Genomic DNA, 21,122 nt, shown 5'->3' on the forward strand with positions numbered 1-21,122 from the left:
TGAGTCAAGATTAGCTTCCGCGTTTCCTAACCAGGCTGGACGTTCTCCAGGTCCTTCAGCAGGCGCGGGTGGCGCGGTTGCCAGTTGAGGGTCTGGCGGGTGTGGGCGCTGGATGACGGCTGGTCGGCGGCGAAGATCGGGCCGAGGGGGCCGTACGTCTCCTCCGGGACCGACTGCACCGGGAGGCCGAGGCGGCGACCGATGACGGCTGCGATGTCTCGTACGGCGTCGCCTTCGTCGTCGACGGCGTGCCACGCGGTTCCGGCCGGCGCGTTCTCGAGGACGAGCCGAAAGAGTACGGCGGCGTCGAGCGCGTGTACGGCGGGCCAGCGCTGCGTGCCGTCACCCGGATAGCCGGAGACACCTGTCTGGCGCGCGATCTGCGTCAGCAGGCCGGCGAATCCTCCGTCGCCTTGGTTGTGGACCGTGCGCGGCATGCGTACGGCGGCGCTTCGCACACCGCGCTCGGCCAGCGCGAGGGCTGCCATGACGGACCGACCTCGCCCACCGACAGGCCCCTCGGTCGGCAGCGGATCAGCCTCGGTCGAGGCGCGGCCCGGAATCCACGGCGTACCCGACACGGCAACGAGCGGACGATTGCTGCCCACCAACTCCTCCCCCATGGCCGCGAGCGCGGCACTCTCCTCGGCGATTCCCGCCGCGAGCGCCTCCGGGCTGCTGAAGTCGTTGCTAAAGGCAAGATGAATCACACCGTCGGACTTGGCCGCACCGGCGCGCAGAACGTCCAGGTCGGCGAGCCCGCCACGAACGGCGTCCGCGCCGGCGGCTTTCAGCGTCGCTTCGGACGCGTCGGAACGCGCGAGCCCCAGGACCGTGTGGCCGTTGTCGAGCAGCTCGCGGACGACGGCGGACCCGATCAGCCCGGTACCGCCGGTGATGAAGACCTGCATGGAGATGCTCCTCTGGAGTGATGAGACCTTTGTCCCATCACCGTAGCACCTGACGGGACAAAGGTCCCATCACCTAGAATGGCCGCATGGCTCGATGGGAACCCGGCGCGCGCGATCGGCTGGTCCTGGCCGCGGTGGACCTGTTCGCCGACCAGGGCTACGACGCGACGACGGTCGCCCAGATCGCCGAACGCGCCGGCGTCACCAAGAGCACGTTCTTCCGCCATTTCCCCGACAAGCGGGAACTCCTGGTAGCCGGCCAGGAAACGTTGTGCCGCCTGCTCGTCGAGGGCATTACCGAAGCACCCGAAACAGCCACTCCTCTCGAGGCAGTCGCCGTAGGCCTCGAACGCGCCTCGAACGCCATGGGCCCAATGAACCGCGAACTGGGCCCGCGACTCAAAGCCGCCATCGCCGCCAGCACCGAACTCCAAGAACGCGACACCCTGAAACGCGTAGGCCTCGCCACCGCCATGACCGAGGCCCTCCTCTCCCGAGGTGTCCCCGACCCCCTGGCCCACCTGGCCGCCGAGCTAGGAGTCCTGGCCTTCAAACGCGGCTACACCGAGTGGACCGAGCTGGACCACGACAACACGGGCCTGGCCCCACACGTCCTAGCCGCCCTAGAAGACCTCCGCACCGCCACCACGTCACTGACCTGAGCCCCAGCGCCGAGCCGGTCTTTAGCCCCTGGCCGACCGCCGCCGGCATAGCCAGGCTGATGTCATGAAGACCTACGAGATCCTCGACGAACTGCGCCGAGAGCAGCACACAGCCGTCGCATCCGCGACGCTGGACGTGACGGACATCGGCCCTTGGCTGTCCACGGTGTACGACGCCATCGCCCGCGCGATCATCACCCAAGGCACCTCGATCGCCGGCCCCCCGTTCGCCCGCTACCACGGACTGGGCGACGCCCGCTTCGACGTAGAAGCCGGTTTCCCCGTCACCACACCCATCAACTCGACCGACGAGGTCCACCCCTCGTCCCTGCCCGGTGGCCCAGCCGCCTGCACAGTCCACCAGGGCCCGTACGAGTCTATGGAGCCCGCCTACCAGGCCCTGACCACCTGGCTGACCACCCGGAACGCTACGGCCGCCGGCGACCCCTGGGAGATTTACTACAGCGACCCAGTCACCAACCCGGACCCCAACACCTGGAGGACCGAAGTAATCCAGCCCTACACCCCCAACTGACCACCCCAGAGCCAACCGAACCACCAGTCCCGCGCCGACTGCCCAACCCAGCCCAGGAGCCGAGCGAAGCGAAGGCGCAGGGGGTGCGGGTGGCGGAGCCCCCGCCCGCGGCAAGCGAAGCGCAGCCGCACAACACGACGAAGGCGAGGCGGCCAGCGCAGGAACTGCGCGGCACACCTCGCCCATCGTCTTCGTGGAGCTGAGGGGATTCGAACCCCTGGCCTCTTCGTTGCGAACGAAGCGCGCTACCAACTGCGCCACAGCCCCGAGCTGGTCACCTGGTTTCCCTGGCGACCGCGAAACTCTAACACGTAGAGGCCCGCAGACTAAAACCGGATATCAGTCGCCGACCGCGCGCTTCACCTCGGGCAGTTCTTCGGGCTTGGGGGCGACGGTTTCGGCGATCGCGGGCTTGTCGGCGGGGTCCGTCGTGCGGGCGCTGGAGAAGACCTCGTCGTCGGTCAGCGAGATCGTCCGGACGGTGCGGTCGGGGGCCTTCTCCTTGAGCACGTACGTCGGCAGCGTGACCGGCACCGGGTCCCACAGGCCTTCCGACGGCTGCTTGACCTCGGGCTCCGGAGCGGGCTCGGCGGGGAGCTTGACCTCGATGGTCATCTCCTCGTCGGCCGACGGCGCGGGCTTGCCGGCGGGGCCGCGGTCGTGGCGTGCCTGGGCGCGGGCGCGGCGTTCCGCGGCGGCTTCCGCGCGGGCGCGGGCCTGGCGGCGCAGCTGCACCCGGGTGACGACGACGAAGGCGGCGATCGACGCGCCCGGGATCGCCACCGACCACCACGGCAGCATCGCCAGTCCGGCGAGGGCCACGACGGACAGCAGCGAAAGGGTCAGGATCGACAGCACCCGCCGACGGCGCATCGCGGCCACCCGGCGGGCTCGGTTGGGAACGTACCGCTTGGGTGGCGACGGGTCGTCGGTGGCGGTCGGACCGGCCGGGCGTACGACGTACCGCGGCCGCGACGGGTCACGGGACAGGACGCGCGCTTCGGCGGACGACGGCACCACCGGGCGGCGCCGCGCTTCGTCGCCCCGCTTCAGCCACATCGGGACGAGGTAGGCGGCCCACGCGGCGACGATCGCCACATAGATCAGCCCTGTCGTCCCCATGCGACGACGCTAAGGCGCGGCGGGGGCCAGATGAGGTACGTGAGTCGGTGTGTCGCAAGAAGACTCGTGTGACTGATGTGAATAGCACGCAGGGTAGTCAAACCAGTCGCGCTACGAGACCGGGTCCGACCTCTTCGACGTTGAGCGCGAAGATGCGGTGATCGCGCCAGTCGCCGTCGATGTGCAGAAACCTCGGCCGCTCGCCTTCGAACCGGAAGCCGAGCTTCTCCACGACGCGCAGGCTGGCCTTGTTCTCCGGGCGGATGGCCACTTCGATCCTGTGCAGGCCGAGGGTGAACCAGCAGTGGTCCGCGGCCATCGCGACGGCGGTCGGCACGATCCCGCGACCGGCGTACTGCTCGTCGACCCAGTAGCCGAGGTTCGCCCAGCGCGCCGAGCCGTACGTGATTCCGGAGACCGTGAGCTGCCCGACCAGCGGCCATTTCGCCCGCGCGCCGGCGCCCGCGGCACCGCCGTACGTGATGACGAACGGCAGCATCCGCCCATACCGCGCCTGCCGGTTCCAGTCGCGTGCCATCGCGCGGAACGTGCGGGCACCGTCGTCCGCACCCGGTGGCTGCGTCGCGTCCCACGGCCGCAGCCAGCTGACGTTTCGCTGGCGTGCGGCGGCCCACTCGCTACCGTCGGCGGCTCGGAGTGGTCGCAGCCCGACCTGGCCGTGCTTCAGCTCGACCGGCCACTGGACAACTGCCATCAGTCGCCGTCCGTCCGGACATGGTCGCCGCCGTGCACCTGCTCGACCGCGTGGCGCAGCAACGGCTCCAGCACGGCGAGACCGTCCTTCACACCACCCCGTGAACCAGGCAGGTTGACGATGACCGTGCGACCGGCGACTCCAGCCAGCCCACGGGACAGCGAGGCCGTTGGTACGCCGTTGGCCACGCCGTACGCCCGGATTGCTTCGGCGATGCCCGGCACGACCTTCGTCAGCACCGCGGCTGTCTGCTCGGGTGTCTCGTCCGTCGGGGAGATCCCGGTGCCGCCAGTCGTCAGCACTACGTCGTACGACGCCTCGACCGCCGCGCGGAGCGCATCACCAACCGGCGCGCCGTCGGGCACGACGTCAGGCCCTGACACGTCAAAACCCCACGAGGCCAGCCGCGACGCGATCAGCGGACCCGTGGTGTCGGTGTAGACCCCAGCGGCCGCCCTGTTGGAGACGCTGACGACGAGAGCCCTCACGGCCGCTCCCAGTGCGCGGTCTTACCGCCTTCTTTCAGCTCGACCCGCACGTCGGTCAGCACCGCGGCCGGATCCAGCGCCTTCACCATGTCGATGACAGCCAGCCCGGCGACGGCGACCGCGGTCAACGCCTCCATCTCGACGCCGGTCCGGTCGGTGGTCTTCACCTGTGCCTGGATCTGCACAGCGTCGTCGGTGACCTCCAGGTCGACCTTGGCGCCGGTGATCGCGATCGGATGGCACAGCGGGACCAGATCGGGGGTCCGCTTCGCGCCCATGATGCCGGCGATCCGCGCGACCCCCAACGCGTCGCCCTTCGGCACGCCGTCGCCGCGCAGCGCCGCCACCACCTCGGCCGAGACCAGAACCTTGCCGCTGGCAACAGCTCGCCGGGCGCCGGTCTCCTTCGCCGACACGTCGACCATCCGCGCGGCCCCGGTTTCGTCGACATGGGTCAGGCCCGTGGGCGGCTCGGTCATCAGACATCCCCTAACAGCATCAGCTCGACCTGATCGCCGGCGCGGACCGAGGTCACGTCCTCGGGCACCACGATCAGCGCGTTCGCCCGGCTCAACCCGCCCAGCAGGTGTGAGCCGTGCCCGCCGACTGTACTGGCCATCCAGCCCTCGTCGCCGGAGGTGGCCGCCGCGCGGACGAACTGCCGCCGCCCCGCGGGCGAGCTGAACCCGTCCAGCGTCACGCCCGGGACCAGCGCCCGCCGGTACGGCATCTGGCCCATCATCTTGCGCAGCGCGGGCCGCACGAACACCTCGAACGAGATGTACGCCGAGACCGGGTTGCCGGGCAGCGTGAAGATCGGGATCTCGTCCTCCCCGATCACCCCGAACCCCTGCGGCTTCCCCGGCTGCATCGCGACCTGCGGAAAGTCGACCGTGCCGAGTTTGGAGAGCTCCTCCTTCACGATGTCGTACGCGCCCATGCTGACGCCCCCGGTGGTGATGACCAGGTCGGCGCGGACCAACTGGTCGGACAGCGTGTCCATGATCCGTTTGGGGTCGTCGTCCACGATGCCGACGCGATACACCACTGCCCCGGCGTCCCGCGCGCACGCTGCCAGGGTGTAGCTGTTCGAGTCGTAGATCTGCCCGTCGCCCAACCGGCTGCCCGGCTCGCGCAGCTCGGCCCCGGTCGAGATCACCACGACCCGCGGCCGCGGTCTCGCCTTCACCCGCGCCCGGCCGACCGCGGCGAGCACAGCAATCTGCCGCGGGCCGAGGACTGTGTCGCCGTCCAGCACCTGCGCCCCGGCCGTCACGTCCTCGCCCGCACGCCGCACCGACCCGCCGAGCGGCGGCTGCTGCGTGATCCGCACGCTGACCGTCCCGCCGTCGGTCCACTCGACCGGCACCACACTGTCCGCCCCGCGCGGCATCGGCGCGCCGGTCATGATCCGCACACAGGTCCCGGGGGTGACCACGATCGGCTCGCTGTGCCCGGCCCGGAACTCCCCGACCACCGGCAGGCTGATCGGGTTCTCGTCCGAGGCACCGGCCAGGTCGGCCGCCTGAACGGCGTATCCGTCCATGGCGGAGTTGTCGAAGCCCGGCAGGCTCACCCCCGAGACGATGTCCTCGCAGAGCACCAGCCCGACCGCGTCCATCAACGGCTGGTCGAACGCCGGCAGGGCCGCGACCCGACCGAGTACGACCTCTAGATGCTCATCCACACTTCGTCTCACGAGCTCGACCCTAATCCACGGATCCACCGTTCCAGGCGATAGTTCCGGGAGGGTGCGCCAAGAAGTCCGGCCGGGTTCTAGGTTGGTTCCGCCTCCGGGTGGCGACCCCAGACCATGCGGACGTCCGGGGCCCGTTCCTCGTTGGCCGCGCCGTCCGTCCGGCGAACCTCCTGGAAGCCGTGCCGCGAATAGAAGGCCTGCGCGCGCGTGTTGCTCTGGAAAGTCCACAACGCCAGACCGCCGGGGCGGAGGTCCTTGGCCAGATCGACGAGGGCCGAGCCGATGCCCTGGCCGGCCGCCTCCGGGGCGACGTACAGCTGGTCGAGGTCGTCGCCGTCGAGCGTCAGGACCGCGACGATCCGGCCGTCGTCGAGCGCGAGCCACGTCTGCCCGTCCGGCAGCAGTACGTCGGCGAACCAGGTGGCGACCTGCTCCGCGGTATGGATCGCCGGCGGCAGCTGAGCCCCGTCGGCGTGGCGGGACCGCCACCACAGCGCGGCCGCCTCGCCCGTGTCGGACGGCTCCAGCGGACGCACCAGGAGGTCGTCGATCAACGCAGTTCGGTTCCGTCCGGGATCACCCGGCGCTCGCCGTCGGGCGCGGTCACCTCGACGTCCCCGACCACCACCACGTCCTTGCCGAAGGCAACATCGCCGCGGACCTCCAGCCGGTCGGCCCGGACCAGCGACGGCACGCCGGCCGCGAACCGGGCGTCGAAGTCGGCGAGGATCTTGAAGTACTCCGGGTCCAGGTCGACGTACGGCTCGTCGCCCTCGTGCGTCGTGGTCAGGTCCCCGGCCTCGTCGAGCTCGTACACGTCCGAGCGCAGCACCAGCAGGTCGTTGGTGGTCTTGACCGGCTTGAACCTGCTGCGGTCGACGACCACGGCCTGCGATCCCTCGAACGTCTCGATCGCGGTCCCCATCCCCGTCTCCAGCTGGATCACCTTCGGCGAGGACGGGTCGGCCGGGTCGACGGTCTTGCGGTTCACGATGATCGGCAGCCCGAGGATCCCGTCATGCCCCGCCATCAGCTCGGCGAACCGGTCGAGGTCGATCCAGAGGTTGTTGGTGTTGAACATCTTGTGCCGGGTGATGTCCTGGAAGTACTGCGTGTCCTCGTCCGCGACCTGCGCGCTGTCGCGCAGGATCAGCCGGCCGTCGGAGGTGCGGACCGCGACGTGACCGCCCTTGCGGTCGGACCGCGTCCGCCGGCAGACCTCCATCCCGAACGGCACGTCGTGCTCGGCCATCCAGGCCGCGATCCGCGGGTCCGGGGTGGCGCCGAGGTTGTCGGCGTTCGAGATGAATGCATGCCGGAAACCGCGTTCCCGCAGCGCGTCCAGGGTGCCGGAGGCGACCAGGGCGGTGAACAGGTCACCGTGCCCGGGCGGGCACCAGGCGAGCTCCGGGTCCGCCTCCCACTCGGCCGGCGTCAGGTCGTCGGCGAGCAGCTTCGGCTCCATGTTCTGCAGGAAGTCGAGCGGCAGGCCGTCGACCGCGAGCCCGTCGTACTCGCTCAGGATCTGCAGCGACTCGGTCCTGGTGCGGAACGAGTTCATCAGCACCAGCGGCAGCGGTACGTCGTACGCCCGCCGGGTGCTCAGGATCTGGCGGGCGATGATGTCCAGGAAGCTCAGCCCGTTCTTCACCGGCAGCGCGGACTTCGGGCCGGTGACGCCCATCGACGTACCGAGGCCGCCGTTGAGCTTGATGACCACCGTCTCGGCGAGCGCGGCGCGGAGCGCGTCCGGATCGGTGTCCAGGTGGTCCAGGTGTGGCAGTTCGCCCACCGGCTCGATGTCGGCCTCGCGGATCTTCCCCTGCTGACCGGACTCGAGCAACTGGTAGTAGTGCGTGAAGACGCGGATCGCGACATCGGCAGCGCCGGCCGCGCGCATCTTCTCCTGCGCTTGTCTGAGACCCACCTCACCCATGCACCAACCCTAGGGGACGCACGGTAATCCCAGTGTTGCGCGCGTCACGCTCATACGATCGGACTGTGTTCCAGACGAAGGCCGTGGCGCGGCAGCATTTCCTGGCGGCGCGGGGGCAGCGGCCCCGCGCGGAGGGACTGCTGGCGAGCGCCCAACAGGTGCTGCCCGAGGTGTACCGAGTCGCGCTCTACGTGTCCAGGGGGCCGGAGCCCCAGACCGGGGCGCTGATCGACTGGCTGCTCGCGACGCACCGCGAGGTGCTGCTGCCGATCCTGTACGCAGACAACGACCTGGGCTGGGGCATCGCACCCGGCGCAGCGGACCTGGTACCCGGTCGGCTCGGCCTGTCCGAGCCGCCGATCGACCTGGGCTCCGACGCGATCGCCACCGCCGACCTGGTCATCTGCCCGGCCGTGGCAGTCGCCCGTGACGGCGTACGCCTCGGCCGCGGCGGCGGCTCGTACGACCGTGCGCTCGCCCGCGTCCGCCCCGGTACGCCGCTGTGGGCGGCCGTCTACGACACGGAGATCGTCGACGCCCTCCCCTGCGACACGCACGACCAGCCGGTCGACGCCGCACTCACGCCAAATCGGTTGATCCCGCTGCGAAGATCAGGAGATGACTGAGACCGCGGTTCAAGCCGCAGCCACAGCCGCACGTTCCCTCGGCCTCACGGTCACCGACCCGACTGTCCTTTACGAGGCGTTCTCGACAGTCGTGCACCTGCAGCCGTCCCCTGTCGTCGCACGGGTGCCTATAAACCTGCCAGGCGACCTGCAACAGGAACCAGGGCGCCAGCAGCGCGAGCTCGACGTGGTGACCTGGCTGGTGGACCAGGGTGTGCCCGTGGTGCCGCCGAGCCGTCTGGTACCGCTGAAACCGGCGGAGCAGGACGGGCTGACCATGACCTTCTGGACGTACGTCGAGGTCGACAAGGCCGCTGAACCGGACTACATCGCGGCGACGGCGCGAGTACCGGAGCTGCACGCTCAGCTCGCGAGCTACCCGGGCGAGCTGTCCTGGATGACTCCGCTGCGGCTGATCGGATCCGGTCTGGCGACAGCCGAGGCAGTGCCGGGTCTGCTCGAGCAGGACGACCTGGACCGGGCGAGAGCCGAGTGGAAGGTGCTGGAGCCGATCCTGACCAGCCGATCCGGTTTCGAGGCGGTCTTCCCGTCCGCGACCGTCCAGCCGCTGCACGGCGACGCCCCGTCGTGGAATCTCATCACCACCGTCGACGGGCCGCTGTGGGCCGACTTCGAGGACGTGTCCGTCGGCCCGCTCGAGTGGGACCTCGCCGGCTTCGGCCCGGATCTGTGCCACGCGTACGACGAGGGCGCACGCTCCCGCGGACTCCCGACGCTCGACCCCCGCGTCCAGCAAGTGATGGACCTGGCCCGCGCACTCCAGGTCCTGGTGTGCACCCCACTGGTCCCACAGTTCCCCGGACTGGCCGACGGCATCCGCATGTTCGCCGCGCAGTGGCGGGAGATGCCGTTCGCTGGTGGACTGAGCTGATGCTGCAGAGATACGTCGACAGCGGTGTGGTGCCCGGTCTGATCAGCCTGTTGAGCCGAGGCGACGAGACACGCGTCGAGGTGCTCGGCAGAACGGCGTACGACGGCCCGGAGCTGCAGCGGGACAGCCTGTTTCGCATCGCGTCGTTCACGAAGCCGATCGTCGCGGCCGCGACCATGGTCCTGGTCGACGAGCTTCGGCTGTCCCTGGACGCGCCAGTTGACGACGTACTGCCGGAGCTGGCGCACCCCGTCGTACTGCGGGATCCGGACGGACCGCTCGACGACACAGTGCCGGCGGAGCGGCCGATCACGGTCAGGGACCTGCTCACCTTCCGGCTCGGGCTGGGCGAATCGGACAACGCTTCGCTGCGGCAGCGGGAGGAGGAGCTGGAGCTCCATACCTTCGGGCCACCTGTGCCGCGGACTCCGCTCGAGCCGGGCGAGTGGATGCGGCGGCTCGGCACACTGCCGCTGCAGTACCAACCGGGCGAGCGCTGGCTGTACTCGACGGGCTCGCATGTGCTCGGGGTACACATCGCGCGAGTCACCGGTCAGCCCCTGGAGGACTTCTTGCGCGAGCGGATCTTCGAGCCGCTGGGGATGCGCGACACCGGGTTCACGGCGGTGGATCCTGACCGGCTGACCACGGCGTACGTCGGTGAGGACCTGCTGGACCCGGCTGCGGAGAGCCAGTGGTTGACGCCGCCGCCGTTCCCTGATGCGAGCGGTGGACTGATCTCGACGGTCGACGACTTCCATGCCTTCGCGCGAATGCTGCTCACCGGCGGCGCCGGCGTGTTGTCGCCGGCAGCGGCCGCCGAGATGACGACCGATCAGCTCACCCCGAAACAGCGTGCCGCGGCCGCTGACTTCCTCGGGCCGGAGACCGGCTGGGGCTACGGGGTGTCCGTCAGCGCCGACCGGTACGGCTGGGCAGGCGGTCTGGGAACGCTGTGGTCGAACAGCCCGGTCGACGGGACCATCTCGATCCTGCTGACCCAGCGGGCGCTATGGACCTGGCCGGAGGAGCTGTTCGCCGAGGCCGTCGCGCCCGCCTGGTGACTACCGGTCCGGTCTCGTGAACGTCAGGGAGTGCTTGCGGGTCGCTTCCACAGCCCCCTTGGTGTAGGCCCATTGCAGGGTTTCGCCCTTGACCCACAGGTCGGTCTGGTCGGTGTAGTTCGAGGAGAACGCGTGGCCCGAGACACCGGTCAGGTTGACCCAGCGGGACTTGTCGAAGTCCGACAGGTCGACGACCATCCGCATCGACGGGGTCGCGGTCACGGCGTACCCCTCGGCGGCGTCCCAGCCGGTGGCGTCGACGATCGACGCCCCGCCGCCCAGCTCGTACGGCCCGCGGTTGAAGATCTTGCGGACCAGGCTGATGTCCGACGTCCCCAGCGTCTGGTTGGTCAGCGTGAGCTTGTGCAGCCGGCCCCACTGCCAGTTGGACGGCTCCCGCGCCATCTTCTGGGTGATCTCGGTCCGCGCGTTGATCAGCGCCTCGCGGAGGATGTCGTCGCGGCTCTCCCGCTGCGGCGTCCCGATGTTGTCCCACCAGCCGCTGTTCTGCTGCGCGATCAGCGTGTGAACCACCTCGAACCACCTGGAGCCGCCGTCCGGCCAGGTGCCCTCGGGCATCTGGTCGTGGAACGTCAGCGCGAGCAGGTTGCGCCAGACCACGTTGAAGTACGCCGCAGCGGCCGAGTCCGGCGGCTGGGTGTAGTCCCAGTTCCGCAGGGTGTCCTGGCCCTGCTTGTCGAACGCGTCGTCGATGCTGATCCGGAGCAGGTACGGGACCAGCATCTCGGCGATCTTGTTCTTGGTGTCCAGCTGGATCGACGCCATCGCGTTCGCGTCCAGCTTCCCGGCCGCCTTGATCCGGTCGAGGATCTGCTGCGACCGGTAGCCGTAGTCCCAGGAGTTCGTCAGGTAGTAGCTGTACGTGTTCGGCACCACGGCCTGGTTGGCGGTGACGATGATGCCGTCCGGCGGGTCGAACTCGGTCGGCAGCGCGTCGAACGGGACATAGCCCTTCCAGGCGTACTTCGGGTCCCAGCCCGGGACCGGCCAGTCGCCGCGGCCGGTGGTGCGGATCGGGACCATCCCGGGCGCCTGGTAGCCGATGTGGCCGTCGGTGTCGGCGTACACAAGGTTCTGCGAGGGCACCTCGAACTGCTGCGCGGCGGCCCGGAACTCGGTCCAGTTCTGCGCGGTGTTGATCGCGAACAGCGCGTCGGCGGTCCGGCCCGGGTTGAGCGCGGTCCACTGCAGTGCGACGCCGTACGCCGTCGGGTACTTCGCCTGCGCGGCTGCGGACTCACCCACCTTGCGCTCGTCGTCGCCGACGTCGGAGATGAGCGGGCCGTGCCGGGTCTCGCGGACGGTGATCTTCACCGGCTCGTCCTCGCCGGCCACCTTGAACGTCTCCTCACGGGTGGCCATCGCGCGCCACTTGTTGTTGTAGAGGACGTTGTTGCCGTCGATCCGCTCCAGGTAGAGGTCCTGGACGTCGGGGTCGAGGTTGGTGAAGCCCCAGGAGATCGCGTTGTTGTGGCCGATCACCACGCCGGGCAGGCCGGAGAAGCTGAAGCCGGAGACGTCGAACGGACAGCTCTTGCCGACGTTGTTGCAGTGCAGGCCGACCTGGGTCCAGATGCCCGGCATGGTCGCGCCTAGATGCGGGTCGTTGGCCAGCAGCGGTTTGCCGGTGGTCGTGTGGTCACCGGAGACCACCCAGGAGTTCGAGCCGACGCCGTCGCCCTGGCCGAGCAGCTGGGGCAGGCCCTTCGCGACCTTCTGCACCGAGTCCAGCGACTTCAGGAGGTCCTGGGTGAGCATCCCGCGGCGGAGCTCCGGACTGACCGGCGCGGTGGTGAACTTGCCGTCCTTGCCGATCGAGCCGCCGGACAGGATCGGCTGGTTCCGGTCGTACGGGTACTGCGGGTAGAGGCTCTCGACGTTGCGCGCCGGGAACGCCGACAGCAGCTTCGTCCGGGTGACCTCCTCGTCCAGGTTGCCGCCGAGGTCCCACGCCATCGCCTTCAGCCACGCCAGCGAGTCCGCGGCGGTCCAGGGCTCGGGGCGGTAGTTCTTCGGCCCGCCGGGCTGGAGGGAGAGGACGCCGTACTCCAGGCTCAGACCGGAGCCGCTGTGGGTGGCGAGGTAGGCGTTGACGCCGCGGGCGTAGTCGTCGAGGTACTGCCGGGTGGTCGGGCTGAGCAGCGGCAGTTCCTTCTCGGCGACGCGCCGCCAGCCGAGGGTCCGGATGAACTTGTCCGTCTCGAGCGCTGTCTTGCCGAACAGCTCGCTCAGCCGGCCGGACGTGACGTGCCGGCGGAAGTCCATCTCGAAGAACCGGTCCTGGGCGTGCACGTACCCCTGCGCGGCGAACAGATCGGCCGGGCTGTCGGCGTAGATCTGCGGGATGCCGTTGGCGTCCCGGACCACGCTGACATCGCCGTCCAGGCCGTCCAGCTCGATCGTTCCGTCGTACGTCGGGAACGAGTGGCGGACGACGAAGACGACGGTTCCCGCGATCACCAGGAGGACCGTGGCGAGGGCGATTCCGCTGATGATGACGACTCGAAGCAGGCGACGCACGGACCCAACCGTAGAGAATCCCCCCGCCCTCCCCAAATGGGGTCCCTCACAACTTTGCGTTGCTCTGCGTCGGCTGGACATGGACGCAGAGTTGAGGTAGGTGGACACGGGTTTGGAATACTTCGGGCGGCTGACGCATTATTAGCAGTCGGGTAGTAGGAGTGCCAGCGGCCTGAAGGGAACCGACCGTGCCGACGTACCAGTACCAGTGCACCGACTGTGGCGAAGCGCTCGAGGTGCGCCAGAGCTTCACGGACGACGCTCTGACCGTGTGCCCGAACTGCGAGGGCAACCTGCGCAAGGTCTTCAACGCGGTGGGCGTCGTGTTCAAGGGCTCCGGTTTCTACCGGACCGACAGCCGGTCGTCCGGCAAGGGCTCGGCGCCGGCGAAGGCCGAGTCGTCGTCCTCGTCGTCCGGCTCGTCCTCGTCCTCTTCTTCGTCGACGTCCTCGGGGTCGTCGTCCACCGGGTCCTCGGGATCGTCCTCGTCCTCGAGCAGCTCGTCGTCGTCCTCGGGCTCCAGCGCGGCCTGACCGCCACCTGTGGATAACTGAAGGGCCGTTGCCGGAGAAACTCGTACCTTCTCCGGCATGAAAATCCCCTCCCCTCGTGACCTGCTCCGGGCCGCCCGGTGGCACCGCCGGCTGCTCGCCGGCGTCGCCGCCGCGGCCGCCGTGTACTTCGGACTTCTCGCCCTCTCCCCCGCGCCGCCACCGACCGTCGCGGTGCTGGCCGCTGCGCGCGACCTGACCGGCGGCGTCACACCGGCGCGCGACGATCTGCGGACCGTCGACCTACCGGCCGGTGCGGTGCCGACCGGTGCGCTCAGACCGGGCAGCGAGCTGACGAGTCGCGTGCTCAGCGGACCGGTCAGAGCCGGCGAGCCGCTCACCGACGCCAGATTTCTGGCGCCGCCGGCCGTGCCGTCCGGCTCGGTCGCCTACCCGTTCCGCGTCGACGACGCCGACGTCACCGCCCTCCTCCGCGTCGGCGACCGCATCACTCTGTACGCCGCGGCGAGCACCACCGCGGACGCCGCGACCGTGCTGGCCCGCGCCGTTCCCGTGGTCGCTCTGCCGGCGCCTCGATCGACCACCTCGGGAGCGCTGATCGTGGTCGCCGCCGCGCCGGAGGCGGCCGCCCGGCTAGCTCAGGCCGGGGCCAACGCACGCATCACTGTCGCGCTGACGCCGGACACGAGTTGATCACTCGTCGGATCTGTCAGGGCACGATGTGTCACGATGCGGCGCGGTCGCTCGCTCTGACGAAGCTGCAGCCCTAACTTGTCGGGGGACAACCACCCGCTTCGTGGAGGCACCCACATGCTCAAGGGCTTCAAGGAATTCATCATGCGCGGCAACGTCGTCGACCTCGCGGTCGCCGTCGTCATCGGCGCAGCGTTCACCAAGATCATCAATGCGGTCGTGGCCGGCTTCATCAACCCGCTGATCGCGGCGATCTTCGGCAAGACCGATCTGACCGGCGTCTGGAACTTCGAGATCAACGATGCGAAGTTCTCGATCGGCCTGATCCTGGACGCGGCGCTGAACTTCTTGTTCGTCGCGGCGGCCGTCTACTTCTTCATCGTGATGCCGCTGAACAAGCTGGCCGAGCGTCGCCAGCGCGGCGAGGAGCCCGAGCCCGCTCCGCTGACCACCGACCAGGAACTGCTCACCGAGATCCGGGACCTGCTGAGCGCCCGTCGGTAGCACCCGCCGCGGCAGGTGGACGCAAACCCTCAGCCCCTGAGCTCGCCGACGTCCACCTGCTCACCGGCATAGCGCATCCAGCGGTAGGGGACCGGCTGGCCGTCGTTCCACTCCTCCATCAACGCGGCGGGGACGTCGACGAAGCCGCTGCCGTGGTAAGCCCGGATCGCCGCGGCGTTCTCCGGGCGGACCCGCAGGAACACCTCCGAGTAGCCGGCATCCAGCGCCGGCCCGAGCAACGCCCGCACGAGTTCGCCGCCGACCCCACGACCCCGGACCTCCGGATCGACGATGATCCGGGCGAGTTCGACCTCGTCCTCCTCGTCGTCCAGCCAGACCTCGCCGTACCCGACCGGCCGCTCGCCGTCGAACAGCAGATAGGAGTGGATGTCGGAGTCGACCGTCCGCCAACTCGCCAGCAGCTCGTCGGGGAACGGGTAGACCACCCGCCCGGACAGCAACGCCACTTCCTTCTCGTCCAGCGCCCAGCCCGCGACCTGGACGCCGTACCCGTCGTCGAACCCCCGAAGCTCCACGCTCATCCCCTCAGTTGACGAACTCCACGATCGTTCGCACCAGCTGATCCAGGTAGGGCGGGCCGTTCCGGTCACGGAACGCGGGCGTCGGCGGTTCCGGACACCCGGCCAGCTCACGACTCCCCCGGATCGACCGCAGCAACGCGTCGACCGTCTTTCGCTGATGCGACGGATTCTCCGGCACCGACGGCAGGACCGCCACCTGAATTCGCTCCAGCAACGCCAATTCGTCGTCCGCCACACCCCGCAGGATGCCGCCCGCGAGCAGCCCGTCCGCGGCCGCCGGCGGGCACCCACGACCCACCATCCCGGCCCGGGCACGCTCGTTCGCGGCGGCGTCGTCACCCGTCGCGGGCCAGGCCAGAAGGAGGCGATCGACCAGCCCGGGAAACCTCAGCGCCAGCAGGACCGCGACGGTACACCCATTGGAGGCTCCAACGATTCTTACCGGACCGGAACGTTTCGCCAGCTGTTCACCGAGGGCCTCGACCTCGGCGTCCCATCGGCTTGCGCATCGCGGCCGGTCGGGGGCAAGTACTTCGATGTCCAGGGCGGCGCGCAGTCCACCGGTGATGCCCGTCGTACCCCAGAACGCTTCCGCGTCCATGGCTTCCCAGAGGCCGCCGTGGACGAGGAGCACCGCCGCCGTCATCCGTGGTGCGGGGGGACCTCGTTCAGGATGCGATCGTCGTCGTCACTGCCGAAGTCGTTGTCACCCCAGGTCCGCGGGTCGTCGTCGCGCGTCTGGTCCGGCAGCAGCGGCTCGTCGTCGTACGGGCTCGTCATGTCTCCAGATTACCGAGTCGGCGCGACGGTCCGGGATCGAGTTCCGCCCTCATCACCTCTGCCGGCGGATTGTCGGCGGCCGCACGGAGCGGCGGCTGCGGCCAGTGCCCGGACGTTACAGCTGCGCCTCGGTTGGGGATCGATCCGGCGACGTGACCGGATAGACGCGCCGCCGTGATGTTCCGGCACGCGCGACGTGACCCCGTTCCACCATGATGGTGGACCTTGCCAACCCGGAAGGACCGAGTCGTGAGTGCACAACGGACACGGGGCCTGATCGGTGCGACGCTCGTCGTGGCTGTGCTCGGAGTTGCCGCCGCCTGCGGCACCGAGGACGCCTCGTCCCCGCCCGCCGCCCAGCCCACCCAATCGCCGACCCCGTCGGCCACCCCCTCCGCCAGCCCGACAGCAAGCCCGAGCGGTACGCCGAGCATGGACTGCCCGGACACCATCGCGGCCGTCCGGGCCGCCACCGACAAAGCGGTGTGGGGCCAGGGTGCGGCCGCCTCGAAGTTCAATCCCGTCAGCGTGGCGATCTGCCAGTACGAACCACAGGCGACCGGGCAGGAGTACGCGACGGTCACCACCAAGCGGATGGGTAAGCAGGCCACGGAACTGCTCGCCCTGATCGACGCGGCGAAACCCGTCGCGAAGAAGCCGGCCGTCTGCACCAAGGAGCTCGGTCCCACGTACGTCCTGCGGTTCACCGACAACGACCGCGGCGTGCTGTCGTTCACCGCCGAGGCGTTCGGCTGCCGCCGCCTCGTGGCGACCTCGCTGGAAGGCCAAGGCAAGCCTGGCGCCCTGCCGGCGCCGCGCCAGGTGACCGCCGAGCTGACCAAGTCACTCGGCCTGCGCTGACCTCGCGCGCGGACGCGCACCCCGAAGCCGTCCGACGTGGGGTCAACCCGCGCCTGCCTTGCGGGTCCCTCTCGAGGTCGACCCGCGAGGCAGGTTGCGGCGGTCGCCGCTGTGCCGCACCCTCGGCCTGAGGGAGGGGCGAATGCGAACGATCCGGCTGCTGTGCGCGCTCGTCCTCGCCTGCACGGCCTGCTCGACTCCGGAAACGGAGAGCAGCCCCTGCACCCAGGGCTTCACCTGTACGACGCTGCACATGCCACTCGACCGGCAACGCCCTGACGGCCCGTCGCTCGACCTCTCCGTCATCGCCGCCGACAACGTCGACGCGCCCCGGGGCGTTCTCCTGCTCCTCACCGGCGGTCCCGGCCAACCCGGCGTACCGCTGGTTCGTAACCTGCGCCGCAACGTGCACCCTGACGTGCTGCGCGAGTACCGGCTCGTCATGTTCGATCAGCGCGGCACGGGATCCAACGGCATCAACTGCCCTGCGCTGCAACAGACTGTGGGCGGCTCGGACTTCCTCACCCCACCCGCCACGGCCGTCGACGAGTGCGCCCAACGCATCGGACCCGGCCTCGGGTACTACGGCACGCCGGACACCGTCGAGGACATCGAGCAGCTGCGCCAGTCCCTCAAGGTCGACCGGCTGACGCTGGACGGCACGTCGTACGGCAGCTTCACCGCAGCGCAGTACGGTCTCAAGTACCCCGACCACGTGCAGGCGCTCGTGCTGGACTCCGTCGTACCGCACAAGGGCTTCGACCCGCTGGGCGTGGACCTCATGGCAGCATCCGGCGAGATCCTCAAGGCAACCTGCCGCCAGGACGTCGCGTGCACGACTGATCCGGTCGAGGACCTGGCCTGGCTCGTGCAGAACGGTGTGAGCGGCACCGACCTGATGGAGACGCTGTCGGTCGCCAGCCTCAATTCGGTCAACCCGTCCCTCAAAGGCATCCCAGCGATCCTGCACGCCGCCCGCAACGGCGACGACGCCGGTCTGAAGCAGCTGTTCTACAAAACCACCAGCAAGGGCCTGACCTACGACACGCTGTCCGCAGGCCTCCACATGGCAACCCTCTGCTCGGACCTCCGGTTCCCCTGGTCCGGCAAGCCCGACCGCAAGTCCGCCCTCGACGACGCGATACGCCGCTTGGACCCGAAACAGCTGTACCCGTACGACGTGGCGACCGCACGCAGCCAACTGATGATCCAGGGCTGTCTGCGCTGGCCGGCCGCCCGCGTGTCGACGTACCCGCCCGGGCAGGAGCTCCTGCCGCGCACACTGATCCTGCACGGGAGCAACGACCTGTTCTGTCCACTGGACTGGGCCAGATGGGAGGAAGCGCACGCGCGCAACGCCAAGCTGGTCGTCGTACCGGGCAGCGGCCACAGCGTGCAGCGCGATCCGCGCGGGCAGGAGGAGGTCCGGGAGTTCCTGCTGCGCTAGAGATCGAACTGTGTACGAACGGTTGCATCAGCTGGGCGACTCGATGCGTCTAATAGACGTGAGGAGTTGTACGCCCAGCCAGGGAGTGGCGAGTGGAGTTCGAGGAGTACGTGTCCGCCCGTGGACAGGAACTGGTGCGGCTCGGGTTCACGGTCTCCGGCGACTATCAGCGGGCGGAGGATCTGGCGCAGATCGCGCTGATGCAGGCGTTCCGTTCTTGGCGGAAGGTGCGTGCCGCGCACGACCCGCACCACTACGTCCGGCGGATCCTCGTGAACGAGTACCTCTCGATGACGCGGCGGCGCTCGTTCAGCGAGGCGCCGACGGCCGACCTCGAACCGCGCCGCACCGTGCCGGACCACGCGACACACGTCGTCGACTCCGACGACCTGTGGCGCGCGCTGGCGACCTTGTCCGCCCGGGAACGGGTCGTGCTCGTCCTGCGCTACTACCAGGACCTGGACGACCAGACGATCGCCGACGTGCTCGGCATCAAACCGTCCTCGGTGCGCGCGACCGCCAGCCGGGCGCTCGCCTCGCTCCGCAAAGCCAGAGACTCCACCAGAGACTCCAACCGTGTTGATGAGAGGTTGTCGTGAGCAACACCGATCTCGAAGATGACCTGCGCGGGACCTTCGAACGGGCCGCGGCCTCGGTGCCGGAGGCCGACGGGCTGACCGAGCGCGCCACCGTCGGCGCCCGCCACGCCCAGCGGCGTACCTGGATCGTTTCCGGCGCTGCCGCTGCCGCGGTGGCGGCGATCGCCGTCGCCGGATTCGGGCTCGCCGGTTCGCAGAACAAGCCGACGCAGCCGCCGGTGGCCACCGGCGAGGCGACCGCTCCGGCGAGGGCGACAGCGCAGGCGCTCTCCGCCCAGGCCGTGGCCGGCAAGTGGCGGGCCACCGCGATTGTCGGCACCCGGACGCTCCAGTCCTCCCGGCCCGAGGATCCGGTGCTGGTGTTCAAGGCCGACGGGACCTGGACGGGCTCCGACGGCTGCAACGGGCTGCAGGGGACGTACACCATCGGTCAGCGGGGCGCGTTCACGGCAACGGTCGGCCCGCAGCACCTGGTCGGCTGCCAGAACGTGGCGCACACCGGCATACTGCACGCCGCGAAGCGGATCGCGGTCAGCGGCGACACACTGCAGTTCTTCGGCGCCGACGGGCGTCAACTTGCCAGTTACGCTCGCGCACGGTAGTCGAATCTGTTCGCGGACGGTGATCAGGACTTGACGGAACGGAGTCCCTGACCGGACCATCTAGTGGTTTGGTCCACCGATCTGGGGAGCTTTGTGCGACTCTCTGTCACCGTCCCGCTCGTCACACTCGGCTCCGCTTCACTCTTCGCAGTCGCTCTCACCGCACCCTCCTCGGGTGCGGTGACGGGGGCCGCGGCGTGCTCCCACGCTCAACCGAGCACGAGCTCGACCGAGGCGAAACGGCTCGCGCAGCCGACGTCCGCGTCCGACGCGAGGCCGCTCGGCGAGTCCCTCGGTGACGGCATCTCCGCGGCGGTCCAGTCGCTCGAGCCGCTGGACGCGAGCGGCCGCCCGACGTCCGGCCTGCCGTACGGGCTGAGCCAGGGCGTGATCGGCGTGGTCGGCTCGGCGACGAGCGGCTACAAGGTCGTCGTCGACTCCGCGAAGCTCGACGCGAAGAAGTACCAGTCCGCGATGGCGCGCAAGCTGCCGGCCGCGGGCAAACCGCTGGTCAAGGTCGAAGCCAGCTGCCGCTCGGCGCAGTCGATCGCCGACGCCTGGAACGCGGTCGGCGACCGCGCGTGGTCCACCGACGCGTCGCGCACGACGTACTCCGCAGACCTCGATCCGATCAATGAGAACGTCGTCGTCGAGTACGACCAGGCGACCACCTCCCCCGCGTCGCTGGCCGGGCTCCACAAGTTGTCCGGCGTACAACTGGTGGCGGGGTCGCTCGCCCGGACGTCGCGGCTGAGTGACACCCCGAAGGGCGGCCACTGGGGCGGTGCGCGCATCACGTCGTCGCTGAAGAACTGCAGCGCGGGCTTCTCCGTCGTACGGCGCTCCAACGGCCAGCGCGGGTCGGTCACCGCAGGCCACTGCGGCGCACCCGGCACGGTCTGGAAGTCGGGCCCGAACTACTACGGCACCACCACGGTCCGCACGAACTACCCGGACTACGACCAGGCCCTGGTCACCGGCAGCGCGTACGGCGCGAAGATCTGGACGGACGGCCCCGGCGACAGCGTCAACACCCGCACCGTCACCGGCGGCGGCGACCCGGGCGTCGGCACGGTGATCTGCCAGTCCGGCAGCTTCAGTACGTCGCTGTGCAACCTCACGGTCCGCTCGACGTCCGCGAAGTACTGCGACGCCGACGGCTGTACGACGTACGTCATCCGCGCCACCCGCGGCGGTCTGGTCGCGATCATCGGCGGCGACTCCGGCGGCCCGGTCTACTCACGCCGCGGCACCAGCTCCGCCACCGTCCGCGGCATCACCTTCGCCGGCGCCGGCTGCGCCGCCTCCCGCTGCACCACCCTCTACGCCGAACGCTACAAGTCCATCACCGGCCACCTCGGCGTCACCGCCCTGACCGGCTGACCCACCCC

The 21,122-nt window shown here is 69.5% G+C and carries 25 protein-coding genes and 1 tRNA gene; 13 read left to right on the plus strand and 13 right to left on the minus strand.

All coding sequences use genetic code 11. The annotated features are described in order from the left end of the window. Positions 1–26: 26 nt before the first annotated feature. Positions 27–911 carry an SDR family oxidoreductase gene (locus ACWEOO_RS30360; RefSeq protein ID WP_452145953.1) on the minus strand — a complete coding sequence of 295 codons (885 nt, stop codon included), beginning with the start codon at positions 909–911 and terminating at the stop codon, positions 27–29. An 86-nt stretch (positions 912–997) separates the two neighbouring features. Between ACWEOO_RS30360 and ACWEOO_RS30365 the strand changes: the two genes are divergently transcribed. Continuing rightward, positions 998–1,573 (plus strand): TetR/AcrR family transcriptional regulator, encoded by a 576-nt coding sequence (locus tag ACWEOO_RS30365; protein WP_452145954.1) that lies wholly within the window; start codon positions 998–1,000, stop codon positions 1,571–1,573. A 64-nt stretch (positions 1,574–1,637) separates the two neighbouring features. Continuing rightward, the gene (locus ACWEOO_RS30370; protein WP_452145955.1) at positions 1,638–2,108 is read left to right on the plus strand and encodes a GyrI-like domain-containing protein; all 471 of its coding nucleotides are present in this window, start codon (positions 1,638–1,640) and stop codon (positions 2,106–2,108) included. A 194-nt stretch (positions 2,109–2,302) separates the two neighbouring features. Here the strand turns inward: ACWEOO_RS30370 and ACWEOO_RS30375 are convergent. From ACWEOO_RS30375 to ACWEOO_RS30410, 8 genes are all read right to left on the minus strand, one after another. Next, positions 2,303–2,375: transfer RNA gene (locus tag ACWEOO_RS30375), tRNA-Ala, on the minus strand. Positions 2,376–2,447: 72 nt separating this feature from the next. Continuing rightward, positions 2,448–3,230, minus strand: a complete 783-nt coding sequence (gene sepX, locus ACWEOO_RS30380; protein ID WP_452145956.1) for a divisome protein SepX/GlpR — start codon at positions 3,228–3,230, stop codon at positions 2,448–2,450. Positions 3,231–3,327: 97 nt separating this feature from the next. Further along, positions 3,328–3,945: a GNAT family N-acetyltransferase gene (locus tag ACWEOO_RS30385; protein ID WP_359926930.1), complete on the minus strand. Its 618-nt coding sequence runs from the start codon at positions 3,943–3,945 to the stop codon at positions 3,328–3,330. Next, a complete protein-coding gene (locus ACWEOO_RS30390; RefSeq protein WP_452145957.1) occupies positions 3,945–4,433 on the minus strand; it encodes a MogA/MoaB family molybdenum cofactor biosynthesis protein in 489 nt (162 codons plus the stop codon). Before ACWEOO_RS30390 ends, ACWEOO_RS30385 begins: the two co-directional genes overlap by 1 nt. Beyond that, positions 4,430–4,912, minus strand: coding sequence for a cyclic pyranopterin monophosphate synthase MoaC (moaC, locus tag ACWEOO_RS30395; RefSeq protein ID WP_452145958.1), 483 nt, complete (start codon positions 4,910–4,912; stop codon positions 4,430–4,432). Before moaC ends, ACWEOO_RS30390 begins: the two co-directional genes overlap by 4 nt. Beyond that, positions 4,912–6,132: a molybdotransferase-like divisome protein Glp gene (gene glp, locus ACWEOO_RS30400; RefSeq protein ID WP_359926935.1), complete on the minus strand. Its 1,221-nt coding sequence runs from the start codon at positions 6,130–6,132 to the stop codon at positions 4,912–4,914. The genes moaC and glp overlap by 1 nt, the downstream gene beginning before the upstream one ends. 77 nt (positions 6,133–6,209) lie before the next feature. After that, a complete protein-coding gene (locus ACWEOO_RS30405; RefSeq protein ID WP_452145959.1) occupies positions 6,210–6,686 on the minus strand; it encodes an N-acetyltransferase family protein in 477 nt (158 codons plus the stop codon). Next, a complete protein-coding gene (locus ACWEOO_RS30410; protein WP_452145960.1) occupies positions 6,683–8,068 on the minus strand; it encodes a UTP--glucose-1-phosphate uridylyltransferase in 1,386 nt (461 codons plus the stop codon). Before ACWEOO_RS30410 ends, ACWEOO_RS30405 begins: the two co-directional genes overlap by 4 nt. A 65-nt stretch (positions 8,069–8,133) precedes the next feature. Between ACWEOO_RS30410 and ACWEOO_RS30415 the strand changes: the two genes are divergently transcribed. From ACWEOO_RS30415 to ACWEOO_RS30425, 3 genes are read left to right on the plus strand one after another with little or no spacing between them, the layout of a single operon-like run. Then, entirely contained in the window at positions 8,134–8,694 is a 561-nt protein-coding gene (locus ACWEOO_RS30415; RefSeq protein WP_452145961.1) for a 5-formyltetrahydrofolate cyclo-ligase, read from the plus strand. Next, entirely contained in the window at positions 8,687–9,586 is a 900-nt protein-coding gene (locus ACWEOO_RS30420; protein WP_452145962.1) for a phosphotransferase, read from the plus strand. The genes ACWEOO_RS30415 and ACWEOO_RS30420 overlap by 8 nt, the downstream gene beginning before the upstream one ends. Continuing rightward, a complete protein-coding gene (locus tag ACWEOO_RS30425; protein WP_452145963.1) occupies positions 9,586–10,650 on the plus strand; it encodes a serine hydrolase domain-containing protein in 1,065 nt (354 codons plus the stop codon). The genes ACWEOO_RS30420 and ACWEOO_RS30425 overlap by 1 nt, the downstream gene beginning before the upstream one ends. Here the strand turns inward: ACWEOO_RS30425 and ACWEOO_RS30430 are convergent, their stop codons facing one another. Then, a complete protein-coding gene (locus tag ACWEOO_RS30430) occupies positions 10,651–13,191 on the minus strand; it encodes a penicillin acylase family protein (protein WP_452145964.1) in 2,541 nt (846 codons plus the stop codon). It abuts the gene before it with no gap. Positions 13,192–13,379: 188 nt separating this feature from the next. Between ACWEOO_RS30430 and ACWEOO_RS30435 the strand changes: the two genes are divergently transcribed. The 3 genes from ACWEOO_RS30435 (at position 13,380) to mscL (ending at position 14,900) form a co-directional block, all read left to right on the plus strand. Further along, positions 13,380–13,724, plus strand: coding sequence for an FmdB family zinc ribbon protein (locus ACWEOO_RS30435; RefSeq protein ID WP_452145965.1), 345 nt, complete (start codon positions 13,380–13,382; stop codon positions 13,722–13,724). 57 nt (positions 13,725–13,781) lie between these two features. Continuing rightward, entirely contained in the window at positions 13,782–14,396 is a 615-nt protein-coding gene (locus tag ACWEOO_RS30440) for an SAF domain-containing protein (RefSeq protein ID WP_452145966.1), read from the plus strand. Positions 14,397–14,513: 117 nt separating this feature from the next. Continuing rightward, positions 14,514–14,900 carry a large conductance mechanosensitive channel protein MscL gene (gene mscL, locus ACWEOO_RS30445; protein WP_452145967.1) on the plus strand — a complete coding sequence of 129 codons (387 nt, stop codon included), beginning with the start codon at positions 14,514–14,516 and terminating at the stop codon, positions 14,898–14,900. A gap of 29 nt (positions 14,901–14,929) precedes the next feature. On the opposite strand, the gene ACWEOO_RS30450 is transcribed toward mscL, so the two are convergent. Genes ACWEOO_RS30450 through ACWEOO_RS30460 form a run of 3 tightly spaced genes read right to left on the minus strand, consistent with a single transcriptional unit; the run spans position 14,930 to position 16,222 of the window. Next, on the minus strand, positions 14,930–15,442 hold the full coding sequence (locus ACWEOO_RS30450; RefSeq protein WP_452145968.1) for a GNAT family N-acetyltransferase: 513 nt from the start codon (positions 15,440–15,442) through the stop codon (positions 14,930–14,932). Positions 15,443–15,446: 4 nt separating this feature from the next. Beyond that, positions 15,447–16,088 (minus strand): alpha/beta fold hydrolase, encoded by a 642-nt coding sequence (locus ACWEOO_RS30455; RefSeq protein WP_452145969.1) that lies wholly within the window; start codon positions 16,086–16,088, stop codon positions 15,447–15,449. Continuing rightward, a complete protein-coding gene (locus tag ACWEOO_RS30460; RefSeq protein ID WP_452145970.1) occupies positions 16,085–16,222 on the minus strand; it encodes a hypothetical protein in 138 nt (45 codons plus the stop codon). Before ACWEOO_RS30460 ends, ACWEOO_RS30455 begins: the two co-directional genes overlap by 4 nt. Before the next feature lie 249 nt (positions 16,223–16,471). Between ACWEOO_RS30460 and ACWEOO_RS30465 the strand changes: the two genes are divergently transcribed. From ACWEOO_RS30465 to ACWEOO_RS30485, 5 genes are all read left to right on the plus strand, one after another. Next, on the plus strand, positions 16,472–17,083 hold the full coding sequence (locus ACWEOO_RS30465) for a hypothetical protein (protein ID WP_452145971.1): 612 nt from the start codon (positions 16,472–16,474) through the stop codon (positions 17,081–17,083). 142 nt (positions 17,084–17,225) lie between these two features. Further along, complete coding sequence (locus ACWEOO_RS30470; RefSeq protein WP_452145972.1) at positions 17,226–18,530, plus strand: alpha/beta hydrolase; 1,305 nt, start codon at positions 17,226–17,228, stop codon at positions 18,528–18,530. A 92-nt stretch (positions 18,531–18,622) separates the two neighbouring features. After that, positions 18,623–19,129: a SigE family RNA polymerase sigma factor gene (locus ACWEOO_RS30475; RefSeq protein ID WP_452145973.1), complete on the plus strand. Its 507-nt coding sequence runs from the start codon at positions 18,623–18,625 to the stop codon at positions 19,127–19,129. After that, complete coding sequence (locus ACWEOO_RS30480) at positions 19,126–19,731, plus strand: META domain-containing protein (protein WP_452145974.1); 606 nt, start codon at positions 19,126–19,128, stop codon at positions 19,729–19,731. Before ACWEOO_RS30475 ends, ACWEOO_RS30480 begins: the two co-directional genes overlap by 4 nt. Before the next feature lie 93 nt (positions 19,732–19,824). Then, positions 19,825–21,114, plus strand: a complete 1,290-nt coding sequence (locus tag ACWEOO_RS30485) for a hypothetical protein (protein ID WP_452145975.1) — start codon at positions 19,825–19,827, stop codon at positions 21,112–21,114. Positions 21,115–21,122: the final 8 nt, after the last annotated feature.

The sequence above is a fragment of the Kribbella sp. NPDC004138 genome (genome assembly GCF_053603655.1).